Below are 16,868 nucleotides of genomic sequence, written 5' to 3' on the forward strand. Positions count from 1 at the left end.
TCACTTGCCCGTGCTGCCCGAGGCTGCGCTGGCAGCATTCAAAGCTTTGATCACCTTGTCAGTGATGTCGTGCTTGGGATTGATGTAGATGGCTTCTTGCAGAATCACGTCGTACTTTTCAGTTTCGGCGACTTGCTTGACCACCTTGTTGGCGCGATCGATGACCTGCTGCAGTTCTTCGTTCTTGCGGGTGTTCAGGTCTTCCTGGAATTCACGGCTCTTGCGCTGGAAATCGCGGTCTTGATCGACCAGCTGCTTCTGGCGGCTGGTGCGCTGCGTTTCAGACAGGGTCGGTGCCTCACGCTCGAACTTGTCCGAGGCGGTCTTCAACGCGTTGCGCTGATCGACCAATTCTTTTTCGCGCTTGGCAAATTCAGCTTCGAGCTTGGCCTGGGCAGACTTGGCCATGTTTGCTTCGCGGAAGATGCGGTCGGTGTTGACGAAACCGGCACGGAAGTCTTCGGCCATGACCGGAGCAGCAGCGAACGCGGAGGCACCCAGCACTGCGGCCAGGGCCCATTGACGAGAAATGGATTTCATTAGAAAGACGTTCCGATCTGGAATTGCAATCTCTGGATTCTATCGCCAGGGAACTTGCGTACCGGATTGGCAATGGCAAAACGCAGAGGCCCCATGGGAGATACCCAACTCAAGCCAATACCCACCGAAGTGCGGAGTTGGCTGGAGGTGATTTTTTCATTTTCACCAAAAATGTTACCAACGTCCGTGAAGCCGAAGACACGAAGTGTGCGGTCATTGCCGGCACCCGGGAACGGCGCCGTGACTTCGGCGTTGAGAACCACCTTCTTGGCACCGCCCACGATGGCGCCTGTGACGTCGTGCGGGCCCAAGGTACCTTGATCAAAGCCCCGGACAGAACCCAGACCACCGCCGTAGAAGTTCTTGAACACCGGGAATGGGCGTCCACCCAACCCCTTGCCCAGACCGATTTCGCCGTTGAAAGCAAACGTGAACTTCTTGGTGATGGGCACGTATTGCTGATACTGGTAGTTGTTGCGGGTGTATCGCGCGTCCCCGATCATGCCCAGTTCTGAATTGAAGCGCTGATAGCGCCCATTGTTGGGTGCCAGGGCGCTGTCCCGATCATCCCGGGACCAGCCGAGCGTGAGGGGGGCAGCCCAGCTGGTGTAGCCGTAGGTTTCCGCGTAGGTCAGATATGCGGCTGGAATGTTGGTACCCGCCTGGATGGTGGTTTGCTCAGCATTCATGCCCACAAACACGCGATCGGTCTCGCTGAACGGGATACCGAAACGCAGACCAGCGCCCGTGGTCAGCAAGCGGTAGTTCCCCCCCTGATCTGCGTAGGGCCGCAGCGCGCGGTGGTAGAGATCGATGGTGCGGGAGATGCCATCGACCGTGAAGTACGGGTCGGTCGCATTCACCGAAATGACGCGGTTGTACTTGCTGGTGTTGATCTCGAAGCCGAGGTAATTGCCCGAGCCAAACACGTTTTCATTGCGGATGCTGAACGAGAGCGAAACGCGCTCGGCACTCGAAAACCCGGCACCCAACTGAATGCTGCCTGCCGGCTTCTCCGTCACATTGATGACCAGATCAACCTGGTCTGGCGAGCCTGGCACCTCCTGGGTTTCGATGTTGACGTCCTTGAAGAAACCCAGACGATCCACCCGGTCACGCGACAGCTTGATGCGGTCCCCGTCGTACCACGAAGCTTCAAACTGGCGGAACTCACGGCGAACCACTTCGTCACGCGTGCGGCCATTGCCTGTCACGTGGATGCGGCGGACGTAAGCGCGGCGAGACGGTTCCGCTGCCAGCACAAAAGAAACGCGATTGGTGCTGCGATCAATGTCGGGGCGAACCTCCACCCGAGCAAAGGCAAAGCCAAAATTGCCAAAATAATCAGAGAAGGCCTTGCTGGTGTGAGCAACGTCATCGGCGTTGTAGGGCTCACCCACCTTGATCGAAACCAAAGACTTGAATTCGTCTTCTTTGCCCAGGAAATCGCCCTCCAGCTTGACACCAGACACGACAAAGCGCTCACCCTCAGTCACGTTGATGGTGATGGAAATGTCTTTCTTGTCAGGCGAGATCGCGACCTGGGTCGAGTCAATGCGGAACTCAAGATAACCACGTGCCAGGTAATAGGAGCGCAGGGATTCCAGATCGGCATTGAGCTTGGCACGGGCATAGCGATCCGACTTGGTGTACCAGCTCAGCCAGCCGCCGGTGTCCAGGTCAAACAGGCCGCGCAGCGTCGATTCGCTGAAGGCCTTGTTACCCACCACCTGGATGTCCTTGATTTTGGCGGGTTCACCCTCGACCACCGAGAAGGTCAGATTGACCCGGTTGCGCTCAATGGGCGTGACGGTGGTCACCACTTCGGCGCCGTAAAGACTGCGGCTGATGTATTGGCGTTTGAGTTCCTGTTCAGCCCGGTCGGCCAACGCTTTGTCAAAGGGTCGCCCCTCTGCCAGGCCCACGTCGCGCATGGCTTTTTTCAGAGTGTCTTTGTCGAACTCTTTGGTACCGACGAAATCGACTTCGGCCACTGTGGGGCGCTCTTCAACGACCACCACGAGCACGTCGCCATTGGCTTCGAGTCGCACGTCCTTGAAAAGACCCAATGCAAACAGCGCACGGATGGCTGCCGAGCCCTTGTCATCGTTGTAGGTCTCACCGACCCGGAAAGGGAGTGACGCAAAGATGGTTCCGGGCTCAACCCGCTGGAGGCCCTCAACGCGGATGTCACGCACAGTGAAGGGGTCGACGGCCCAGGCATGCGAGGCTACCAGGAGGGTCGTCACTGCAGCCACAGTGCGCAGGCAAAAACGGGAGAGATGTTTGTTCATGAATGAGCGCGGGCCGCGGCGCCAAGCGCTGCGACCACAAGGTTAACCAAAGAGCCGGGTGACGTCGTTGAAGAACGCGACGGACATCATGGCCATCAGCAGGGCGATCCCCCCCCGCTGCAGCCGCTCCATCCAGGCATCTGACACGGCCTTGCCGGTCACCGCCTCCCAAAGATAATACATCAGGTGTCCACCGTCCAAGACCGGCAGGGGAAGCAGGTTCAAGACGCCAAGGCTCACACTGATCAAGGCCAAAAACACCAAGTACTGACTCAACCCCAGGCTGGCTGACTTGCCGGCGTAGTCCGCGATGGTCAATGGGCCACTGATGTTGCGGATCGAGGCCTCGCCAATCACCATCCGCCCCATCATGCGCAGGGTCAGCGACGACACCTCCCAGGTCTTGACAGCGCCTCGCCAAAGCCCGTCGATGGGCCCAAGACGCACGGTCACGAATTCAGGTGGCGCACCAATCATGGCCCCCACGCGGGCCACCCGGCCGTCGCGGCCGTCTGGCTGCATCTCGGGCTTCATCTCGAGGGAACGCACCACCCCGCCCTGCTCGACGCGCCAGGTCTGGGCCAGCGGCACGCCCTGCACCACTGAAGAGCGGATCAATTCGCGCAACTGCTGCCCATCGACGATGGGTGTGGCGCCGATCTGATGGACAAGATCACCCCGGCGCAATCCACCCCGCTCTGCAGGGCTGCCAGGCATCACATCGCCCACTTCAGGGCGGGTCCACGGCCCCATGAGTCCAATGCGGCGAAAAAGCTGAGCGTCAGCCTCTTTGACCTGAACCCGGGACAGGGGCAACAGGTAGTCACGCGTGCCGGCGTGCTCTCCCATCGCCACTTCGAGCTGAACGTCTCGGCCATTGAGTGCAGCCTGCGTCAACAGCCAGCGCAGGTCTTCAAAGGAAGTCACCGCCTCCAGTTCTTCGCCGGCCAAGGCCGCGCGGCGCACCGTCTCCCCCCCCTGCAAACCAGCCTGGGCCGCAATCGACCCTTGCACAGGGCTGGCCAGGATCGCCGCAGGCTCTTCAACGCCCGTCCAGTTCACCACCGTGTAGAGCAGGACGGCCAACAGCAGATTGGCCACCGGACCCGCTGCCACCACCGCCGCACGCTTGAACAAAGGTTGGGCATTGAATGCCAGGTGCCGCTCCGCGGCATCCACCGGGGCCTCGCGCTCATCCAGCATGCGGACATAGCCGCCCAAAGGAAATGCACTCAGAACAAACTCAGTCGGCGAGCCTTTGGGCTGCCATCGCAACAGGACCTTGCCAAACCCGATGGAGAAGCGGAGCACTTTGATGCCGCAGGCCACGGCAACTCGGTAGTGCCCATATTCATGAACGGCAATCAACACGCCCAAGGCCAGAAGAAAAGCCAACACGGTCATCAACATGGGCACTCCTCAGCCATCAGGTCTGCATGCGCTGGGCGGCCTGCCCGGCGACTTCACGCGCACGGGCATCCAGCAACAGCAGTTCTTGAAGTGTGGCCGGCTGCTGGGGCAACACCGCAGCCAACGCTTCCAGATTCACATGGTGAATCTGATCAAAGCGGATGCGACGGTCCAGGAAGGCCTGAACAGCCACCTCATTGGCTGCGTTGAGCACGGCAGCGGTGCCGGCAGGCCCCTCCAGGGCGTCCCAGGCCAGTTGCAGGCCTGGAAAGCGGGCCGGGTCAGGTGGCTCGAACGTCATGGCCGGCAAGGCCGTGAAATCGAGGTGCGCAGCGCCACTGTCAATGCGTTCGGGCCATGCCAATCCGTAGGCAATGGGCGCACGCATGTCGGGCACGCCGAGCTGAGCCACCACAGAGGTATCGTGGTACTGAACCATCGAATGCACGATGCTCTGAGGGTGGATCACCACCTCGATTCGCTTGGGTGCCAGGCCGAACAGATAGCGCGCCTCGATCACCTCAAGGGCCTTGTTCATCATGGTGGCGGAGTCGACCGAGATCTTGCGCCCCATCGACCAATTGGGATGGGCACAAGCCTGCTCGGGCGTCACCTCGGACAATGTCCGCGGGTCACGGGTGCGGAAGGGCCCACCAGAAGCCGTGAGGATGATCTTGCGCACCCGCCGATCCCAGGTGGAGGCATCGTCGGGCAAAGACTGGAAGATGGCCGAGTGCTCGCTGTCAATCGGCAGCAGCACCGCCCCGCCCTCGCGCACAGCCTGCAAAAAGACCTCAGCCCCCACGACCAGGGCCTCCTTGTTGGCCAGCATGAGGCGTTTGCCGGCTCGCGCCGCCGCCAGACAGGGCGCCAGACCTGCCGCGCCGACGATGGCCGCCATCACAGCATTCACCTGCGGGTGGGCAGCCACCGCCTCGATGGACTCGGCACCCCACAACACCTCGACAGGCAGACCTTCAGCCTTGACCCGATCCGCCAGACGTCGGCCATGGACTTCGCTGGCCATCACCGCAAAACGGGGGCGATAGCTTGCACATTGCTTGAGCATGAGCTCAACCTGCGTCGCCGCCGTGAGTGCGAATACTTCATAGCGCTCGGGGTGGCGCGCCATGACGTCCAATGTGCTTTGACCGATGGAACCGGTCGATCCCAGAATGGTGATGCGTTGTGTCATGTCTTCAAACCAGAGTGCTCAGCATCATGGCGAGCGGCAAAGTGGGCAACAAGGCGTCGATGCGGTCAAGCACGCCGCCGTGGCCCGGCAGCAGGCCGCTGCTGTCCTTGGCGCCCGCGCTGCGCTTGATGAGCGACTCCACCAGATCACCCACCACGCTCATCGCACCCATGAACACCACAGCCAGCAGGGCAAAGAGCCAGCCCGGCGCCATCAAACGACTGTAAAAACTGGGGACCGTGGCCCCCAATGACGCATCAGCCAGCGGCCATACCCAGGCCAGAACGATGACCCCAGCCAACCCACCCCAGACGCCTTCCCAGCTCTTGCCAGGACTGATGCTGGGGGCGAGTTTGCGGCGCGTGAAGCGCAATCCAAATGCACGCCCGGCGAAATAGGCAAAGATGTCGGCCACCCAGACCAGAACCAGAACCGAAAGAAGAAAATTGACGCCCACCACCTTGGCCTGAGCCACCGCCAGCCAGGCCGTCACCAAGGCCAAAAGGCCCGCCACCCAGCGAACCAGCAGGGGCACACGGGGCCAGCCCGCCACTCCACCACGCAGCAACGCAGCACTGCCCAGCACCCACGCGGGCCCGGCTACCACCCAAAGGCTGCGCAGTGAAACATCCAGCGCCCCCGCCCACCAGGCCAGCGCACAAATGAGCAGACAGACCCCGGCAGTGGCCCAGGACATGGGTTGCGACAAACCATTCAGGCGCCCCCACTCCCAACCGCCGGCAGCGATGAACAACAGCATCAAGGCACAAAAAGGCTGCGGCTGCGCATAGAACAAGGCGGGCAGCAAAACAGCCAGCAGAATCAGTGCGGTGATGACACGCTGCTTGAGCATGGAAATCGCCTTTCTCAGACCTTGGGGGATGCAGACGAGGTCGCCTGCGCCATCTGCTCAGACGTCTTGCCGAAGCGACGTTCACGGGCACCATAGGCCGAAAACGCCTCATCCAGAGCAGCCTCGTCGAAATCAGGCCAGAGGCGGTCGCTGAAGAAAAGCTCGGAGTAAGCGCATTGCCACAACAGGAAATTGCTGATGCGTTGTTCGCCCCCTGTACGGATCATCAAGTCCGGGTCGGGCACATGGGAGAGGGCCATGGCCCGATCCAGTGCCAGTTCGGTGATCGGCTCACCTCGGGCGACCAACGCTGCTGCAGCCTGGGCAATGTCCCATCGACCACCGTAGTTGAAACAGACATTGAGGATCAATCGATCGTTCTGCGCTGTCGCGGCCTCAGCTTGGGCCAAGCCTGCAGCCACCTTTTCGGAGAGGCCTCGACGTTCGCCAACAAAATGCAGACGCACACCATCCGCCTTCAGTTGAGGAACCTCACGGCCCAGGGCCATCGCCAACAAATCCATCAAGCCGGACACCTCGTCAGCCGGGCGATTCCAGTTTTCGGACGAAAAGGCAAAAACGGTCAGCACCTTCACACCGCGCGCTGCGCAGGCCTTGACACAACGCCGCAAGGAATCAACCCCCTGCTTGTGGCCAGCCACCCGCGGGAGGAATCGGCGCGTGGCCCAGCGCCCATTGCCATCCATGACGATGGCGACGTGATGAGGAACAGCCTGGTTCGCGGGAATCTGGGTCATGGACAGCAAGATACTTCAGAGACAGGGCACGATACCCCAGAAAACGAATGGGGCAGCCCTGCTGGAGAGCCGCCCCTGAAATGGCCCTCAGGCCTGGATAGCACGACAAGCGGCGGCCATCAAACCGCCATGATGTCCTGTTCCTTGGAAGCCACCAGTTTGTCGATCTCGGCAATGTGCTTGTCGGTCACCTTCTGGGTGTCGGCTTCTGCGCGCTTTTGATCGTCTTCGGAGGCCAGCTTGTCCTTGACCAGCTTCTTCACCGACTCATTGGCATCGCGACGCAGGTTGCGAATGGCCACCTTGGCGGCCTCACCTTCGTTGCGCACGACCTTGGTCAGTTCCTTGCGACGCTCTTCGCTCATGGGGGGCATGGGCACGCGGATCAGTTCGCCCATGCTGGAGGGGTTCAAGCCCAGGTCGCTGTCGCGGATGGCTTTTTCGATCTTGGCGCCCATGCCCTTTTCCCAGGGCTGAACGCTGATGGTGCGAGAGTCCAGCAGCGACACGTTGGCCACCTGGCTGATCGGCACCGGCGATCCGTAGTAATCCACCTGCACGGCATCCAGCAGAGCCGGGTTGGCGCGACCCGTGCGGATCTTGGTCAGGTTGTTCTTGAAGGCCGCGATGGACTGATCCATCTTGGTTTCGGTTGTCTTCTTGATGTCGGCAATGCTCATGTCAATCTCCTGGAACGAATCCCGGCAACTGTTGCCGGAACTCTTCGGGCTGAAGGGCCGGGGCTCAGGCGTAAACCAGAGTCCCCTCGTCCTCACCCATCACGACGCGCTTGAGCGCACCGGGCTTGAAGATGGAAAACACCTTCACTGGCAACTTCTGGTCGCGGCACAGAGCAAACGCCGTGGCATCCATGATGCCCAGGTTCTGCGCCATCGCTTCATCAAACGAAATTTTCGCGTAACGGGTTGCGTTGGGATCCTTCTTGGGATCCGCAGAGTACACACCATCCACCTTGGTGGCCTTGAGCACCAGCTCGGCGCCGATTTCAGCACCACGCAAGGCAGCCGCAGTGTCCGTCGTGAAGAAAGGGTTACCCGTGCCGGCGGCAAAGATCACCACCTTGCCCTCTTCGAGATACTGCAAGGCCTTGGGACGCACATAGGGCTCGACCACCTGCTCGATGGCAATCGCGGACATGACACGGGCGATCAAACCCGCTTTTTCCATGGTGTCAGCCAGCGCCAGTGCGTTCATCACCGTGGCCAGCATGCCCATGTAATCGGCCGTGGCCCGATCCATCCCCACGGAGCCTCCGGCAACACCCCGGAAGATGTTGCCGCCCCCGATCACCACCGCCACCTCGACACCCAGGCGGGTGACCTCGGCCACCTCTTCCACCATGCGGACGATGGTAGCTCGGTTGATACCAAAGGCATCGTCCCCCATCAGGGCCTCGCCTGACAGCTTCAGCAGGATCCGCTTGTTGGCTGGTTTGGCGTTGGTCATGAAAGGGTTCTCCTGAGTTCGATGGGGTGACGTTGGGGGTTATTGCGAGATGACGGAATCAGGCTGCAGCCTTGGCAGCAGCGACCTGCGCAGCTACTTCAGCAGCGAAGTCGTCAACCTTCTTTTCGATGCCTTCGCCAACGATGAACAGCGTGAAGCCCTTCACATCGGTGCTGGCGGCCTTGAGCATCTGCTCGACAGTTTGCTTGTCGTTCTTCACGAAGGCCTGGTTGAACAAGGACACTTCCTTCAGGAACTTCTGCACACCACCTTCGATGCGCTTGGTCACGATTTCAGGCGACTGCACCGGCTTGCCTTCGGCCTGGGCCTTGGCGGCATCTTCTGCAGCCTTGCCAGCGGCCACAGCACGCTCTTTTTCAATCAGATCGCTCGGCACATCGGCGCTGGTCAGGGCCACGGGCTTCATGGCGGCCACGTGCATGGCGACGTCCTTGGCGGCAGCTTCGTCACCATTGAACTCAACCACCACACCAATGCGGGTGCCGTGCAGGTAGGCGGCCAGTTGGGCGCCATTGTCAAAACGCTTGAAACGGCGGAAAGACATGTTTTCGCCGATTTTGCCGATCAAGCCCTTGCGCACGTCTTCCAGGGTGGGGCCGTAGGTGTCTTGCTCATAGGCCAGAGCGCCCAGGGCTTCAATGTCAGCGGGGTTGTGCTTGGCAACCAGCTCAGCGGCAGCCTTGGCCAGAGCCAGGAAGCTGTCGTTCTTGGTCACGAAGTCGGTTTCGCAGTTCACTTCGATCAGCGCACCAGTGTTGCCTTCGATGAAGCTGGCGACCACGCCTTCAGCGGTCACGCGCGAGGCAGCCTTGCCGGCCTTGGTGCCCAACTTGACACGCAGCAGCTCTTCCGCCTTGGCCATGTCGCCACCGGCCTCGGTCAGTGCCTTCTTGCACTCCATCATGGGGGCGTCGGTCTTGCCACGCAGTTCAGCGACCATGCTTGCGGTAATTGCAGCCATTTTTTGTTACTCCGTATTCAGTTCAAGTCAAAACGTTGTTGATGGGCTAAAAAAAAGGGGGCAACTAAGCCCCACTTTCTTCGCGACCCTTCGGAATTCGCGCGGGGCAAACTCAGGCAGCCGATTCTTCGACTTCCACGAATTCGTCGCCGCCTTCAGCAGCCACAGCCTTGACCACTTCGTTACCGGCTTCTGCACGGCCAGCGATGATGGCGTCAGCAATGCCACGGGCATACAAAGCCACGGCCTTGGCCGAGTCATCGTTGCCGGGGATCACGTAGTCGATGCCTTCGGGCGAGTGGTTGGAGTCAACCACACCAATCAGCGGGATGCCCAGTTTCTTGGCTTCAGCGATGGCAATCTTGTGGAAGCCGACGTCAATCACGAAAATGGCGTCCGGCAGGGCCGTCACGTCCTGGATACCGCCGATGTCTTTTTCGAGCTTGTCGATTTCGCGGCTGAACGTCAGCTGTTCCTTCTTGGACAGGCCACCCAGGCCAGCTTCTTGTTGTGCCTTCAGATCCTTCAGACGCTTGATCGAGGTTTTCACAGTCTTGAAGTTGGTCAGCGTACCGCCCAGCCAACGCTGGTTCACGAAAGGCACGCCGGCGCGCTCGGCTTCAGCAGCCACGATGTCGCGGGCTTGACGCTTGGTGCCCACAAACAGGATGGTGCCGCGGTTGGCAGCCAGTTGCTTCACGAACTTGGAAGCTTCCTGGAACATCGGCAGCGACTTTTCCAGGTTGATGATGTGGATCTTGTTGCGATGGCCGAAGATGAAGGGGGCCATCTTGGGGTTCCAGAAGCGGGTTTGGTGACCGAAGTGGACACCGGCTTCCAGCATTTCGCGCATAGTAACGGACATGAAAATTCTCCGAAGGTTGGGTCTAAAATCCAGCCCGACTTTGGCGTTTCTTACAGGGAAAACCCTTGAAAACGCCAACACCTTGATGGGTCTGGTTTGCGATTTGTCTTGCCGTGACACCAGCAAAAACCCCAAAATTATAGCATGGCCAACCGCCTGTCCCGACCGATGGCCTACTCACCCATTGGCAGGTCCGCGTCGCGACAGCACCAAGCCCAACGAAAGACTGGCACCTCCGGTCGACCAAGAATTCACCAGGTGCCCCAAGCAAAGCGCATGAACATTGCCATCATTGGCGCCGGAATCATCGGCGTCACGACAGCCTACGAACTGGCCTACGACGGCCACCAGGTCACCGTTTTCGAGCGCCACGGCGCAGTTGCAGAGGAATGCAGTTTTGCGAATGCCGGCCTCATCTCGCCGGCCCAGCTGCTGCTCTGGGCAGCTCCCGGCATGGCAGGCAAATGGCTGCGCCAATGGGGCGCGGCCCACTCAGCAATGCAACTCGGCCCCAGACTCGGCCTGCGCGAACTGGGCTGGATCGGGCAATGGCTGCGCGCCAGCCGAGGCAGCCGAAGCACGGAGAGTGGCCAACATCTGCAACAGCTGATCACCCACAGCCTGACGCGTCTGCATCACCTGCGCCAACGACATGCACTTGAATTTGACGCCAGCACAGGCCATCTGCTGTTGCTGCGCAATGCGCAGGAACACAAAAGCCTGCAAGAACGCCTGAGCCGCCTGCGCGAAGCGGGTCTAGGCTTTCGCGAGCTCAACGCCGACGAGGCCCGCAAGCTGGAACCCGCCCTGAACCCGGACAGCCCCATTGAAGCCGCCATCCACCTGCCGCAGGATGAAGTGGGCAACTGCCGCCAGTTCGCACTGATGATCAGGAGCGAAGCTGTGCGCCTGGGTGTGACCTTCGAATTCAACACCGCCGTCAGCCACATCGCCCCCGGCCCGCGCCCCTCACTCAGCACCCAAAGCACAAACCCACCCCGACCCTTCGATGCCATCGTGCTGTGCACCGGCGCCGACGCCTCAACACTGATCAAGCCACTGGGCCTGAAGATTCCACTGATGGGCATTCAGGGCTACTCGGTCAGTGCCAATGTGCGAGAAGCCCTGAATGCTCCGCGAAGCATCGTCAGCGATGAGCGCCATCGAATCACCATTGCCCGACTAGGTCAACGCGTGAGGGTGGCTGGCGGGGCAGAATTGGGCTACCGGCAGGATGACAAGCGGACCTCCGCGCTGCGCACACTCTATCAAGTGCTGCAAGACTGGTTTCCAGGCGCCGCCTCCATGACTGCAGGTGTGCAGGAATGGAAAGGCAGCCGGCCCATGATGCCCGACGGACTGCCGGTGCTGGGTGCCAGCGGTGTTCCCGGCATCTGGCTGAACCTGGGGCATGGCGACAATGGCTGGGCCCTGAGTTGCGGTAGCGCCAGGCTTCTGGCCGACGCCCTGGCGGGCCAAAAGTCCGAACTGGATCTTGACGCCTGCTCCATCGCACGGCTGCACCGATGACCGAAAGGGCAGCGCTGGTTCATAGAGTCCCACCACACGGATAGACACCCCATGCACCGCATTCACCCCGATCGAGCCCACCCCCTGCATCGGCTGTCCAGCACGCGCACACTGGAGGCCACGTGGCTGAAGCAACTGCCGGCACACACCCTGATGCAGCGCGCAGGACGTGCGCTGGCTCAATTGGCCCAGGCACTGGCACCCCACGCACAAGCCATCTGGGTGGCGTGCGGCAGCGGCAACAACGGCGGCGATGGCTGGGAAGCCGCCTACCACCTCCAACTTCAGGGCTTCAGGCCTGTGGTGACCTGGCTGGGCCGACCCGATCGGTGCAGCGCGGACAGCCTCGCCAGCCGTCAGGCAGCCCTGCAGGCCGGCGTGATCTACCAGGAACACCCGCCAGTGCTGGGGCCGAATGACCTTTGCATCGACGCACTGCTTGGCATCGGACTGATTCGACAGACAGCCCCCTCCGGCGACATTCGCCTGAGAGAATGGATTGAGCGCATCAATAGCAGTGCCGCCACCGTGCTCGCAGCAGACATCCCCTCGGGTCTCTGCGCCGACCAAGGCACCCCTGCACTGGCCGCAGGCGCCGTCCGCGCCGATCACACCCTCAGCCTGTTGACCCTGAAACCGGGGCTTTTCACAGCCCAGGGGCGTGACCACGCAGGTACTGTGTGGCTGGACACCCTGGATGTTCCGTCGCTGTCCACACCAGCCGACGCCTGGCTCAGCCCGCCGCCGCCACCTCGCCCCCATCGCCATGGCAGCCACAAAGGCACTTATGGCGACGTGCAAGTGCTGGGCGGCGAGGGCCTGAGCCTGCGCGGACTGGGCATGACCGGCGCCGCCCTGCTGGCGGGCCGGGCGGCCCTGCATGCTGGCGCTGGGCGCGTGATGGTCGCTTTGCTGGATGCCGACGAATCGCACCTGCCGGTCGATATGACCCAGCCCGAGTTGATGCTGCGCAGCCCCGAAGCGCTGGTCATGGGGAACGGCGTTCTGGTTTGCGGCTGCGGCGGCGGCGAAGCGATCGAACGCTGGGTACCCCAAGCCCTGACAGAGGCGCCTCGCCTCTTGCTGGACGCAGACGCCCTCAACGTGCTGGCGCGTCATCCTGACTGGATGCCGCTGCTGGCAACGCGTCGGCAACGCGGCTGGGACACGGTACTCACGCCCCACCCGCTTGAGGCAGCACGACTCTTGGACACCACGGCCGCCAGCATCCAGGACGACCGCCTGGCCGCCGCCCAGGCTCTGGCCGCCCTGACAGGTGCCGTGACGGTGCTCAAAGGCTCAGGGACTGTGATTGTACAAAGCGGCAAGCCACTTCACATCAACCCCACTGGCAACCCCCTGCTGGCCACAGCAGGCACCGGCGACGTGCTGGCGGGGCTGATCGGAGCCCTGTGGGCGCACCCCGGCACCCAGGCCTTCGACGCTGCCTGCCAAGGCGTCTTTGAGCACGGCCGGGTGGCAGACCAATGGCCAGCCCATCAAGCGTTCACGGCGGGCGCGCTCGCCAACGCCTTGCGCCGGCCATGAGGCAGCAGATCCGCTCTCAGCCCCGACCGGCGAACGGCATCTTGGTCGCCATCACCGTGTGGAACATCACGTTCGCCTCCAGCGGCAAGCTGGCCATGTAAAGCACCGACTGGGCCACGATGTTCACATCCATCAAAGGCTCGATCGCCACCTCGCCATTGGCCTGAGGAACCCCCTTGGCCATGCGCGCAGCCAAATCGGTGGCCGCATTGCCGACATCAATCTGGCCGACGGCGATGTCGTACTTGCGGCCATCGAGAGACGCCGTCTTGGTCAAGCCCATCACCGCATGTTTGGTGCTGGTGTAAGCCACCGAGTTGGGACGCGGTGTGTGGGCCGAGATCGAACCGTTGTTGATGATGCGTCCGCCCTGGGGTTGCTGCACCTTCATGACCCGGAAAGCCTCGCGCACACACAAGAACATGCCCGTCAGATTGGTATCCACCACGCGACGCCAATCGGCCAGCGCCAGATGCTCCAACAACACCCCCGGAGCGTTGATGCCAGCATTGTTGAACAACAGGTCGACCCGCCCCCAGGCTTTGACGGCGGCAGAAAAAAGCGCTGCCACCGCCTGCTCGTCGGCCACATCGCAAGGCACGACAAGGGCCCGCCCGGCAGCACCCGACTCGTCTGCCACCTGCTGCAGCAACTCAAGCCGTCGTCCCGCCAGGGCCACTGCGTAACCTGCGTTCAACAAGGCCAGCGCCACAGCCCGCCCGATACCCGATCCAGCCCCCGTGACGATCGCGACACGAAGCGCCGAAGCTTCCGATGCAGTGGAGGTATTCAAGGCAAGCTCCTGGAATGGCCGTGACTTTGGGGCACGGCAAGATCAACAATCAAATCAGCGATGGGATTTGCCACGGCCGCCTTTTGCACTCTTCTTCTTGGCCGCCGCGGCCGCTTTCTTCACCGAGGCCTTCAGCGCCTGGATCGGCGAACGAGGCGTCAGGTCGCCCCCCGAGCCAGACCGAGGCGTCCGGGCCGAGGCGTCGACCTTCTCGTCCTGCCGGGAGCCACCGCGAGCCTTCTTGCTCGCACTGCGCGAGCCTCCAGGGGCTGGCGCTAGACCCGACTTGTCACGCTGCGCACGCCCCGCCACGGCCTCACCCTCATGCACCAGACGAAAGTCGATCTTGCGACCATCCAGATCCACACGGCTGACCTGCACCCGAACCCGGCTGCCGATCGCGTAGCGGATGCCTGTGCGCTCGCCACGAAGTTCCTGACGGGCCTCGTCGAACTTGAAGTACTCACCGCCCAATTCGGTGATGTGCACCAAGCCCTCAACATACATCGCGTCCAAGGTCACGAAGATGCCGAAGCTGGTCGCCGCCGAAACCACGCCACCAAACTCCTCGCCCAGATGCTCGCGCATGTATTTGCACTTGAGCCAGGCCTCCACATCACGACTGGCCTCGTCGGCACGGCGCTCATTGGCACTGCAATGCAGACCGGCTGCCTCCCAGGCCTGGGTCTCGGCCGTGGCCTTGCGCGGCTTGACCGAAGGCTCTTTGACCCGAGACGCCAGGCGTCGAGCCAGCTTGGTATGGGCCTCGCCAGGTGTGGGCAAGGCCGGCAACTGATAGCGCGACTTGCCCAGAATCGCCTTGATCACGCGGTGCACCAGCAGATCCGGATAGCGCCGGATCGGACTGGTGAAGTGGGTGTAAGCCTCGAAAGCCAGGCCGAAGTGACCGCTGTTGATGGGGGTATAGATGGCTTGCTGCATGGAGCGCAGCAGCATGGTGTGGATCTGCTGTGAATCCGGGCGGTCCTTGGTGGCCTCGGCAATCGCCTGGAACTCGCCCGGCAGCGGCTCATCACTGACCGACAGTCCGACCCCCATGGCCTTGAGGTAGTTGGCCAGCAACTCGCGCTTCTCGGGGGTTGGGCCCTCATGAACACGGAACAACCCGGGATGCTTGCCCTGCCCAATGAAGTCGGCACTGCAGACGTTGGCGGCCAGCATCGCCTCTTCAATCAAGCGGTGCGCGTCATTGCGGGTGCGAGGCACGATCTTCTCGATGCGACCACTGTCATCGCACACGATCTGGGTCTCAGTGGTGTCGAAATCCACTGCACCTCGGATCCGGCGGGCGCCCAACAAAGCCCGGTAGACATCGTGCAGGTTCAACAGGTGAGGTACCAATGCCTTACGGCGGGCGGCTTCCGGCCCTCGTGTATTGGCCAGAATGGCCGCCACTTCGGTGTATGTGAAACGCGCATGGCTCCACATCACAGCCGGGTAGAACTGATAGGCATGGATCTCGCCCTTGGCGTTGATCAACATGTCGCACACCATGCAAAGCCGATCCACCTCGGGGTTGAGCGAACACAGACCGTTGGACAGCTTCTCCGGCAGCATGGGGATCACCCGCCGGGGAAAATAAACACTGGTGGCGCGCTCATAGGCATCGATGTCAATGCCAGAGCCGGTGTGCACATACTGACTCACATCAGCGATCGCGACCAACAGACGCCATCCCTTGCCGCGTCCGACACGGGCGGGCTCGCAATAGACAGCATCATCAAAGTCACGCGCATCTTCACCATCAATGGTGACCAGCGGCACGTCCGTCAAATCGATGCGATCACGCTTGTCAGAGGGACGAACCTTGTCCGGCAGCGCCTTGGCCTCATCCAGGCAGGCCTGGGAAAATTCGTGCGGGACACCGTACTTGCGCACCGCGATCTCGATTTCCATGCCAGGGTCATCCACCTCACCCAGCACCTCCGTGATGCGACCAACCGGCTGACCGAACAGCGCCGGCGGTTCCGTCAGGTCAACCACCACCACCTGACCTGGCTTGGCGGCCCCTGTTGCGCCCTTGGGAATCAATACATCCTGACCGTAGCGCTTGTCTTCGGGTGCCACCAGCCAGACACCACTCTCTTGCAGCAAACGGCCGATGATGGGCTGAGCAGGTCGCTCAATGATTTCCACCACACGACCCTCAGGCCGGCCACGGCGATCAGATCGCACGATGCGGGCCTTGACCCGATCCTTGTGCAACACCGCTCTCATTTCATTGGGTGGCAGATAGACGTCTGGCTCACCGTTGTCACGGATCACAAACCCGTGCCCATCACGGTGTCCTTGGACGACACCTTCAAATTCATCTGAAAAATTGTTCACTGACTTGCTTTGGCCTAAATTTTTGATATACAATCGAATTCTTCCTGAGATGCCCAGGTGGCGGAATTGGTAGACGCACTAGTTTCAGGTACTAGCGAGTAACATCGTGGAGGTTCGAGTCCTCTCCTGGGCACCAAGTTTAATGAAAACGAACTCAATATTCGCTTTCAAATGAATTAAAATCAGGAAATATTATTGTCGATAGACTGCCCAGGTGGCGGAATTGGTAGACGCACTAGTTTCAGGTACTAGCGAGTAACATCGTGGAGGTTCGAGTCCTCTCC

The 16,868-nt window shown here is 61.2% G+C and carries 14 protein-coding genes and 1 tRNA gene; 3 read left to right on the forward strand and 12 right to left on the reverse strand.

All coding sequences use genetic code 11. The features are described from left to right. The 10 genes from AC07PT_RS17370 to rpsB form a co-directional block, all read right to left on the reverse strand. On the reverse strand, positions 1–540 hold the full coding sequence (locus tag AC07PT_RS17370) for an OmpH/Skp family outer membrane protein (protein ID WP_027478711.1): 540 nt from the start codon (positions 538–540) through the stop codon (positions 1–3). Next, positions 540–2,834: an outer membrane protein assembly factor BamA gene (bamA, locus tag AC07PT_RS17375; RefSeq protein ID WP_494657489.1), complete on the reverse strand. Its 2,295-nt coding sequence runs from the start codon at positions 2,832–2,834 to the stop codon at positions 540–542. Before bamA ends, AC07PT_RS17370 begins: the two co-directional genes overlap by 1 nt. A gap of 42 nt (positions 2,835–2,876) precedes the next feature. Beyond that, positions 2,877–4,244 carry an RIP metalloprotease RseP gene (gene rseP / locus AC07PT_RS17380; RefSeq protein ID WP_494657491.1) on the reverse strand — a complete coding sequence of 456 codons (1,368 nt, stop codon included), beginning with the start codon at positions 4,242–4,244 and terminating at the stop codon, positions 2,877–2,879. A gap of 16 nt (positions 4,245–4,260) precedes the next feature. After that, on the reverse strand, positions 4,261–5,439 hold the full coding sequence (gene ispC / locus AC07PT_RS17385; RefSeq protein ID WP_494657492.1) for a 1-deoxy-D-xylulose-5-phosphate reductoisomerase: 1,179 nt from the start codon (positions 5,437–5,439) through the stop codon (positions 4,261–4,263). A 4-nt stretch (positions 5,440–5,443) separates the two neighbouring features. Next, on the reverse strand, positions 5,444–6,292 hold the full coding sequence (locus tag AC07PT_RS17390) for a phosphatidate cytidylyltransferase (protein ID WP_494657493.1): 849 nt from the start codon (positions 6,290–6,292) through the stop codon (positions 5,444–5,446). A gap of 14 nt (positions 6,293–6,306) precedes the next feature. Then, entirely contained in the window at positions 6,307–7,050 is a 744-nt protein-coding gene (gene uppS / locus AC07PT_RS17395) for a polyprenyl diphosphate synthase (protein ID WP_494657494.1), read from the reverse strand. A gap of 119 nt (positions 7,051–7,169) precedes the next feature. Then, on the reverse strand, positions 7,170–7,730 hold the full coding sequence (gene frr, locus AC07PT_RS17400; protein WP_019573212.1) for a ribosome recycling factor: 561 nt from the start codon (positions 7,728–7,730) through the stop codon (positions 7,170–7,172). A 64-nt stretch (positions 7,731–7,794) separates the two neighbouring features. Beyond that, on the reverse strand, positions 7,795–8,517 hold the full coding sequence (gene pyrH / locus AC07PT_RS17405) for a UMP kinase (RefSeq protein ID WP_492346318.1): 723 nt from the start codon (positions 8,515–8,517) through the stop codon (positions 7,795–7,797). A 58-nt stretch (positions 8,518–8,575) separates the two neighbouring features. After that, positions 8,576–9,499, reverse strand: a complete 924-nt coding sequence (tsf, locus tag AC07PT_RS17410; RefSeq protein ID WP_492346317.1) for a translation elongation factor Ts — start codon at positions 9,497–9,499, stop codon at positions 8,576–8,578. 112 nt (positions 9,500–9,611) lie between these two features. Then, complete coding sequence (rpsB, locus tag AC07PT_RS17415) at positions 9,612–10,364, reverse strand: 30S ribosomal protein S2 (protein WP_492346316.1); 753 nt, start codon at positions 10,362–10,364, stop codon at positions 9,612–9,614. 276 nt (positions 10,365–10,640) lie between these two features. On the opposite strand from rpsB, the gene AC07PT_RS17420 reads away from it, so the two are divergent. Then, positions 10,641–11,894, forward strand: a complete 1,254-nt coding sequence (locus tag AC07PT_RS17420; RefSeq protein ID WP_494657495.1) for an FAD-dependent oxidoreductase — start codon at positions 10,641–10,643, stop codon at positions 11,892–11,894. Between the two features lie 51 nt (positions 11,895–11,945). Continuing rightward, the gene (locus AC07PT_RS17425; protein WP_492346314.1) at positions 11,946–13,442 is read left to right on the forward strand and encodes an NAD(P)H-hydrate dehydratase; all 1,497 of its coding nucleotides are present in this window, start codon (positions 11,946–11,948) and stop codon (positions 13,440–13,442) included. A 16-nt stretch (positions 13,443–13,458) separates the two neighbouring features. Here AC07PT_RS17425 and AC07PT_RS17430 read toward each other — a convergent pair whose 3' ends face one another. Further along, the gene (locus AC07PT_RS17430) at positions 13,459–14,235 is read right to left on the reverse strand and encodes an SDR family oxidoreductase (protein ID WP_494657496.1); all 777 of its coding nucleotides are present in this window, start codon (positions 14,233–14,235) and stop codon (positions 13,459–13,461) included. A gap of 54 nt (positions 14,236–14,289) precedes the next feature. Beyond that, a complete protein-coding gene (gene rnr / locus AC07PT_RS17435; RefSeq protein ID WP_494657497.1) occupies positions 14,290–16,617 on the reverse strand; it encodes a ribonuclease R in 2,328 nt (775 codons plus the stop codon). 18 nt (positions 16,618–16,635) lie between these two features. On the opposite strand from rnr, the gene AC07PT_RS17440 reads away from it, so the two are divergent. Next, positions 16,636–16,720 (forward strand) — tRNA-Leu (locus AC07PT_RS17440). The last annotated feature ends 148 nt before the right edge of the window (positions 16,721–16,868 follow it).

It is taken from the genome of Curvibacter sp. GW821-FHT09D12 (genome assembly GCF_059416245.1).

What these genes read in the sequence shown, in the direction of transcription:
- tsf (WP_492346317.1), bottom strand. Translation starts at nt 9,499, where the DNA reads ATGGCTGCAATTACCGCAAGCATGGTCGCTGAACTGCGTGGCAAGACC.
- ispC (WP_494657492.1), bottom strand. Translation starts at nt 5,439, where the DNA reads ATGACACAACGCATCACCATTCTGGGATCGACCGGTTCCATCGGTCAA.
- uppS (WP_494657494.1), bottom strand. Translation starts at nt 7,050, where the DNA reads ATGACCCAGATTCCCGCGAACCAGGCTGTTCCTCATCACGTCGCCATC.
- AC07PT_RS17420 (WP_494657495.1), top strand. Translation starts at nt 10,641, where the DNA reads ATGAACATTGCCATCATTGGCGCCGGAATCATCGGCGTCACGACAGCC.
- frr (WP_019573212.1), bottom strand. Translation starts at nt 7,730, where the DNA reads ATGAGCATTGCCGACATCAAGAAGACAACCGAAACCAAGATGGATCAG.
- bamA (WP_494657489.1), bottom strand. Translation starts at nt 2,834, where the DNA reads ATGAACAAACATCTCTCCCGTTTTTGCCTGCGCACTGTGGCTGCAGTG.
- rseP (WP_494657491.1), bottom strand. Translation starts at nt 4,244, where the DNA reads ATGTTGATGACCGTGTTGGCTTTTCTTCTGGCCTTGGGCGTGTTGATT.
- AC07PT_RS17370 (WP_027478711.1), bottom strand. Translation starts at nt 540, where the DNA reads ATGAAATCCATTTCTCGTCAATGGGCCCTGGCCGCAGTGCTGGGTGCC.
- rpsB (WP_492346316.1), bottom strand. Translation starts at nt 10,364, where the DNA reads ATGTCCGTTACTATGCGCGAAATGCTGGAAGCCGGTGTCCACTTCGGT.
- AC07PT_RS17425 (WP_492346314.1), top strand. Translation starts at nt 11,946, where the DNA reads ATGCACCGCATTCACCCCGATCGAGCCCACCCCCTGCATCGGCTGTCC.
- AC07PT_RS17390 (WP_494657493.1), bottom strand. Translation starts at nt 6,292, where the DNA reads ATGCTCAAGCAGCGTGTCATCACCGCACTGATTCTGCTGGCTGTTTTG.
- pyrH (WP_492346318.1), bottom strand. Translation starts at nt 8,517, where the DNA reads ATGACCAACGCCAAACCAGCCAACAAGCGGATCCTGCTGAAGCTGTCA.